The sequence below is a fragment of the Clostridium sp. genome (assembly GCF_051278035.1).
In the GTDB taxonomy this organism is placed as follows: domain Bacteria; phylum Bacillota; class Clostridia; order Clostridiales; family Clostridiaceae; genus Clostridium_AD.
This window is the reverse complement of the sequence record NZ_JBNMNU010000195.1, coordinates 1-7505: the sequence shown is the minus strand read 5'-3', so window position 1 is coordinate 7505 and position 7505 is coordinate 1. Positions and strand designations below refer to the sequence as shown.

General features: G+C 33.2%; 6 protein-coding genes. All 6 read left to right on the top strand.

What is annotated here, in order from left to right; translation table 11 throughout:
- Window positions 1–175: 175 nt before the first annotated feature.
- Window positions 176–2572, top strand: a complete 2397-nt coding sequence (locus tag ACJAX4_RS20305; protein WP_435791258.1) for a hypothetical protein — start codon at window positions 176–178, stop codon at window positions 2570–2572.
- Window positions 2573–2729: 157 nt separating this feature from the next.
- Window positions 2730–3278 carry a transposase gene (locus ACJAX4_RS20300; protein ID WP_435791257.1) on the top strand — a complete coding sequence of 183 codons (549 nt, stop codon included), beginning with the start codon at window positions 2730–2732 and terminating at the stop codon, window positions 3276–3278.
- Window positions 3279–3444: 166 nt separating this feature from the next.
- A complete protein-coding gene (locus tag ACJAX4_RS20295; protein WP_435791256.1) occupies window positions 3445–3909 on the top strand; it encodes a MarR family winged helix-turn-helix transcriptional regulator in 465 nt (154 codons plus the stop codon).
- A gap of 135 nt (window positions 3910–4044) precedes the next feature.
- Window positions 4045–4686: a TetR/AcrR family transcriptional regulator gene (locus tag ACJAX4_RS20290; RefSeq protein ID WP_435791255.1), complete on the top strand. Its 642-nt coding sequence runs from the start codon at window positions 4045–4047 to the stop codon at window positions 4684–4686.
- Between the two features lie 68 nt (window positions 4687–4754).
- A complete protein-coding gene (locus tag ACJAX4_RS20285) occupies window positions 4755–5459 on the top strand; it encodes an ABC transporter ATP-binding protein (protein ID WP_435791254.1) in 705 nt (234 codons plus the stop codon).
- Window positions 5460–5464: 5 nt separating this feature from the next.
- Window positions 5465–7505 (top strand): FtsX-like permease family protein (locus tag ACJAX4_RS20280; protein ID WP_435791253.1); only part of this gene is annotated, 2041 nt, incomplete at its 3' end.

Sequence of the window (7505 nt, the reverse complement as noted above, 5' to 3'; positions counted from 1 at the left end):
GCTCTTCCGATCTAAACATATCAACTTTACCATTTATTTAATTAATAGTATAAAGTATAATTACAAGTAATCGATAATTTGTATGTAGAGGAGCTTTAAGAAAAATTAATTGAAACGTTTTGAAACAAAGCATATGATATTTAAATTAGTAAGAGAGTGAGAGGGGATAGACGTAATGAATAAGTTATTATTAAAAGCACTAAGTGTGCTAATATTTTTATTAATGGTTTTACCATCAGCAGGTACAGTTTTTGCAAGAGGGTTAATTATTAACAGGATAACTCCTGTTAATAATGCAGTTGGAACAGCAGACACAGTAGCAGTAGCAGGTTTAGAACCAGGAGATATAGTTAAAGTATATTACGATGAAGCAGGTGGAACTGCAATAGGAACAGTAACATCAACATCGGTAACAAGAACAATAACAGTAAGAGGAGAAACAATATCAGGAACAGAAACAACAGCAGTTGTAAGTATTCCACAACTTGGGTCAGGAGCGGGAAGTGTATATGTATCGGTAACAAGCAAGGGTCTTATTGAAAGTGATAGAACAGAAGTAACATATGATGCAGAAAAAGCAACCTTAATATCAAAAAACATGACCGGAACTACTGTAAACAGTGCAGTTGGAACCCCTGATACAGTAACAATTACAGGGTTAGAATTAGGAGATATAATTAAAGTATATCAAGATGCATCAGCAGATGAAGAAGTAGGCATAGGAACGTCAATAGGAACAGCAACAGGGGTAGCAGACAAAGAAAAAAATGATATAGCAGCAACAGCAACAATTCCTCAACTTGGGGCAGCAGGAGGAAATATATATGTATCAGTGACAAGCGAGGGCTTTCTTGAAAGTAATAAATTAATAAAAGTAAAATATTTTGCGGAAAAAAGATCAAGTACACCATTCGTATCTAATATAACAACAGAAAACAATGCATATGGAACATCAGATTTAGTGACAGTTACAAATTTAGTAGCAGGAGATATGGTTAAAGTATACTCATCGGCAACAGCATATGGAAAATACCCTGTAGGAGAGGCCACAGGAACGGAAATAGCGCAAGCTACAGGAACGGCAACAGTAAGTGTTCCACAACTTGGTACAGTAGCAGGAAATATCTATGTGTCAGTAACAAGCGAGGGTTTAATTGAAAGTCATATAACAACAGCAGTAGCATATCTAGAAGAGGAAAAATCAACTGCACCATTTGCAGCTGATATAAAGTCTGTTAACAATGCATCAGGAACACCGGATACAGTAACGATAACAGTTACATCTTTAATATTAGAAGATATAGTTAATGTATACGAAGAGCCAGTAGGTTTAGTATCAGGAGATATAGTTAAGATATACCAAGCGGCGACGGGTGGAATAGCTATAGGAACAGCAACAGCAACAACTACATCAAGAGTAATAACACTAGGATCACAACAAATGACAATAACAGAAGTCACAGCAATAACAAACATTCCGCAAATTGGAATAAATGCAGGAAATGTATATGTAACAGTAACAAGCGAGGATCTTCTAGAAAGTGATAGAACACAAGTAGCATATGATGCAGAAGTAGTAACAATGATTTCATCACGTGCGACAGGAACTACTATAAACAATGCAGTAGGAACAGAAGACACAGTAACAATTACAGGCCTAGAAGTAGGAGATATAGTTAATGTATACTCAGCGTCAACAATAAATGAAGCGGCTATAGGAACAGCAACAGCAACAGCAACAGCAACAGCAACGTCAGACAAAGGAGACGATGGTGCAATTGCAACAGCGAGTATTCCACAATTTGGAACAGGCGCAGGCAATGTATATGTAACAGTAACAAGCAAGGGTTTTCTAGAAAGTGACAAATTAATAAAAGTACCATATTTTGCAGAACAAAGGTCAAGTGCACCATTCGTAGCTAATATAACACCAAAAAACAATGCAGTAGGGACATCAGATACAGTAACAGTTATAAATTTGAAAGTAGGAGATATAGTTAAAGTATACCAAGCGGCAACAACGGATGGAACAATGGGTGTAGGAGAAGCCATGGGAACAACAACAGCTACGGCAGACAAAGCGGTAACAGGAATAGCCACAATAAGTATTCCACAACTCGGGACAAGTCGAGGATATATCTATGTATCAGTAACAAGCAAGGGTCTGCTCGAAAGTACTATAACATCACCAGTAGCATATTTGGCAGAATCAAAATCGACTGCACCATTTATGGGTAATATAACAATAAAAAACAATGCATATGGAACATCAGATACAGTGATCGTTACAGATCTAGCAGTAGGCGATATAGTTAAAGTATACTCAAAGACAACAATAGATGGAACAAGAGGTGCTGGAACAGTCCTAGGAACAGCTACAGGAGTAGCGGATGAAGTAGAAGAAGGGATGGTAGCAACATCAACTGCAACAGTAATTATTCCACAAATTGCGGCAGAAAAAGGTAATTTATATATATCAGTAACAAGTGAAAATTGTCTTGAAAGTGATATAACGGAAGCAGTAGAATATGATGCAGAAGAGAAATCAGAAGCACCTATTGTAGTGAATTAAGGTGGGGGTCAGACCCCTGGGTTAATATGGTACAAATATGAAAGAGAATCGTCATTTAGGTGGCGGTTCTCTTTTTGTTTAGAATGAAAATAAATAGTTAATAATTATAAATGTCAAAATAAAAAATGTAAAAATAAAAAATCAAAAGGAGAAATAAATGCCTAGGAAAATACATAAATGGTATATCGGTGCGATATTGCATGTGACGGCAAGAGGAAATCATAAAAGTAATATATTTAGACACGAAACAGATTATAAATTATATTTAAATTACATAAAAGAGGCAATAGAATATTATGAAAATAAACATTACATAATTGCTTATGCTTTGATGACAAATCATATACACCTTGTAATTGAGACTACGGACTGTGATATATCTGATTTTATAAAAAGGGTACATAGCAGATATGCAGGAGATTTTAATAGGAAGTATAATTACGTTGGGCATTTATTCCAAGGTAGATATAAGTCGGAATTAATTGAGGATAAAGAATATATGTTGGAAGTTAGTAGATATGTGCATCTCAATCCAGTAAGGGCACAAATGGTTGAAAAACCTGAAGACTATCGCTGGAGTAGCTACACTACATACACAGGTGAAAGAAATGATAAACTAATAACATCAAAAAGAGTACTTTCATATTTTAAAAAAGGAAAAGAATTATATAAAGAGTTTGTGGAGGAGGGTCAGACCCCTGGGTAAATATACAAAAATATATCCATAAATATTTCCAACAATTCTTGACATGGCAATATTATGAATATATAATATATTACGTACAAGAAATATTTTAGTACGTAATATTTTTGAACGGAATATTCATATACGAAATACATATAATCAAAATACTTTAGGATTGGTGAAAACAATGGAAGAACTAGATAAAAAAGAGAAAGCAAAAGATAACGCAAATGATAATGTTGAAGTTGCAAGACTTTTTATGCAGGTCATGGGATCGTATAAACATAGTATGATTAAAATATTTGAAGATACAGGCTTTACGGGACCTCAAGCTATGACTATGGGTATACTTAGCAAAGAAAAAAGAATTAAAATGACTGATCTTAGCAACAAGCTTTGCTTATCTAATAGTACCGTATCTGGTATTGTGGATAGGCTTGAAAAGCAAGGTATGGTGGAAAGAGATAGAAGTAAAGAAGATAGAAGGGTTGTATATGTAAGCATTTGCCCTAAAATTAATGATATACATGCGGACTTTCATAAATTAATTCGAGAGAACACTGAAAATATAATTAGAAAGGGTACGGCAGAAGAAATTGATAAAATAGTTGAAGGGCTTAATATTCTTAAAAATCTTTTTATAGAAAAGTAAAATATATTGACATTAAAATAAAAATAGGCTAATATTTAACTAAACGGTTAGTTAAATATATATTATAGTTATATTATAGTTATATTATAGTTATATAAAATGAAACTAATGAATTAGTAATGGGCGGTGTGTATTTTGGGTAATTTATCAGAGCAAGCAAGAGAAAGTAGAGATAAGATATTAAAATCTGCCGAAGAGCTTTTTTCAGATAAAGGCTTTGATGGTGTAAGTGTAAGTGAAATTGCGAAGACTGCTGGAGTTAATAAGGCATTGATTTATTACTATTTTAAATCCAAGGAAGATATATTAAATTATCTTTTTAAATCATTTACGATAGAGATAACAAAAATTGTAAGTGAGGAAATCAAGCAAGAATTACGGCATATTAACGAAGAGAAGCCAAAGATTGAGAATGTGGCGAATAAATTTATAGATTTTATTTTGAAAAGAAGGAAGATGTTTAGGGTAATAGTTGTTGAGTCATTAAAAAAAGGAGCGAATAGTTCATTATTATTTAAATTTGTGGAATGTATAGATAATGATGAAATTAAAAACTTAATGGGTAATGTAAATAAGGAATGTAGTGGATCTAATTTTGATGAAAATAGTATGAAAGTGGACGCGTTTTTTATGGGATTTATTCCGGCAATTAACTTTGCTATCTATTATGACGATTGGATGGCTTATAACAATATGACAGAGGAGGAATTTAAAACAACTTTTGTAAATATATTTAAAAATTCTCATGAGAGTAAAAAAGGGACTATTTTTGAATAGTACTTTTTTTTGAAATTTATCACCTAACCGGTTAGTTATAATTTTTATTAAGATGAGGGGGAGATTAATTGAGTGATTCAATTATTATAAAAAATTTAGTTAAGTCATATCAAATGGGAGAAACAAAAATTATAGCAGTTGATAATGTGAGTTTTTCCATTAAAGAAGGAGCATTTGTGATTTTGCTTGGGGCAAGTGGTGCAGGCAAATCTACAGTTCTAAATATTTTAGGTGGAATGGATTCACCTACAAGTGGGAGTGTTACTGTAAATGGTAAGGAGATATCGAATTACAATGATTCAAAGTTAACCTTATATAGAAGAGACAGTATTGGTTTTGTTTTTCAGTTCTATAACCTTATGCCTAATTTGAATGTGCTCGAAAATGTAGAACTCGCAAGACAAATATGCAAGGATCCCATGGATGCAAAAGAAAGTTTGGAATTGGTAGGACTCACAGACAGAGTGTCTAATTTTCCTTCGCAAATATCAGGTGGAGAACAACAAAGAGTTGCAATCGCAAGGGCCCTTGCAAAAAATCCGGATATTCTATTATGTGATGAACCCACTGGAGCATTAGATTATGTAACAGGTAAAAGTGTACTTGCTCTTCTTCAAAAGATAGGTCGCGAAAGCAATAAAACCGTCATTATAGTAACACATAATGCTGCACTTGCACCCATAGCAGATGTAGTTATCCGTATGAAAAGTGGGCAGGTGGATAGTATGAAGGAAAATCTTTCTCCTACACCTGTTCAGCAGATTGAGTGGTGATATAAATGTTAATTCGTAATTTTTTTAGAGACATTATTTCCACACTTCCAAGACTAATGTCTGTGATTATTGTTACAGCGCTTGGAGTATTTCTATTTGTTGGTATGGGCGAATATAACTATAACCTTACTAATATAGCTGAAAGTTATTATGCTAGTCAAAATGTTGCTGATTATTGGATTCAGGGAAGTATGCTTAATAAGTTAGACGAAAGGAAAATTTCAAAACTTGATGGTGTAGAGAGCACTCAGGCAGAAATTAAAATACAAACAGAGCTTTATACAGATAAAAATATTAGTATCGATTTGCAAGGTATATCAGGGGATTTTATAATTGATAAACCTTATATTATGTCAGGAAGGATGTTTGAGAGTAATCGGGAATGTATGCTGGATGCTTCTTATGCTAAAACACATAATATTCGTATCGGTGATGAAATTGATTTAAGAATTAAAGATACGGAAAATAAACTGAGTTTTATTGTATGTGCACTTATAGATAGCCCAGAGTATATAAGTAATACTGGTGCTACAGATCTTTTACCTGATAGTAACAAACATGGTTTTGCATATGTAAAAGAGGATGCTTTAGGAGAGATGAAAGAGCTAATTGGATATAATGTGATTACCTTAAAGATTGGGGATAATACAGATGAACATCAACTTAAAGTTGATGTTGAAAAAATTCTAGGCACAAAATTAATACGGTTATTAGAGTTTGATGATAATGAAAAATCTCATGTCCTAATAACTCAGATTGATAGTTCAAAAGCAATGACCGTTTTGATGCCAATGATATTTTTTGTTATCGCAGCCTTTATTATGTTTACAACTATGTCAAGAGTTGTAGAGACTGGTAGAATGATGATTGGAACCTTAAAAGCATTTGGTTATAGTAAACTAAAAATATATACCTATTTTTTATCTTATGCATTCACAGTGGTTGTTTTGGGTAATCTTATTGGGATTTTACTATCAGGTTTTCTGGCAAAATCAATGATGGGACTTACAAGCAGTAGGCTGACTTTACCAGAATTTCCATTAAATACTGACTATTTGTCAATCATTAAGTCGATTGTTCTTACAACTGTAATATGCGTGGGAACGGCTGCGGCAGTGTGCACTAGTGAGATAAGGCATTCGCCTACAGAATGTATGAGGCCAAAGTCTCCTAAAGCGGGTAAGGTAAACATTTTTGAGAAAATTAAGTTCTTATGGTCAAAAATGAATTTTGCTCAGAAAACTGTTACAAGAAATCTTTTTAGAAATAAAGCCAGAATGCTAATGTGTGTTATTGGTGTGGCAGGGTGTATGGCAATTACTATTACAGGTTTTGGATTTCGAGATACTATTAATTCATCAATTAATAGTATGTTTACCAATATGTATAAATATGATGCTAATGTAATATTAAAAAATGATGTAAGACGAGAGGAAGTTACAAGAATATCAAAAATTCCTGGTGTAGATAAAACGGAAAATATAATGATGACATCTATTAAAATATTGAAGGATGGTAAAAGTGAAGATACAACAGTTAGCATAATGGAGGATGAAATATTTCTAATGTTACCTTCCATTGAGGTACAGGAAAGTATGACTATGCCGGAAGATGGGGCCATAGTATCATCTTATTTGGTCAAAGATTTGGACATCAAAAATGGCGATATTCTTGATATTATTGTTGCTGGGAATACTGAAATTATAAAAGTAAAGGTGTCAGAGATTAGAGACAATATAACTGGTTGTTATTTAGGGAAATCTGTGTGGAGGAAACTTGGGCAAGGATATAAGGCATCCAGTGTTTATGTAAAAACAGATGATATGAAGAGTTTTATAGCGGGAACAAAAAAATACGATTTTATTGGAACTGTAATGCTAAAAGATGAATTAGTGGGAGCTATAGAGTCTCAAATAAGTTCAATAAGTGCAATTACTGTGATATTTATTTTCTTCGGAGGAGTTCTTGCTCTGGTAGTTTTATATAATTTGGGTATTTTAAATTATTATGAACGTATGAGAGAACTTGCAACCCTAAAGGTTTTGG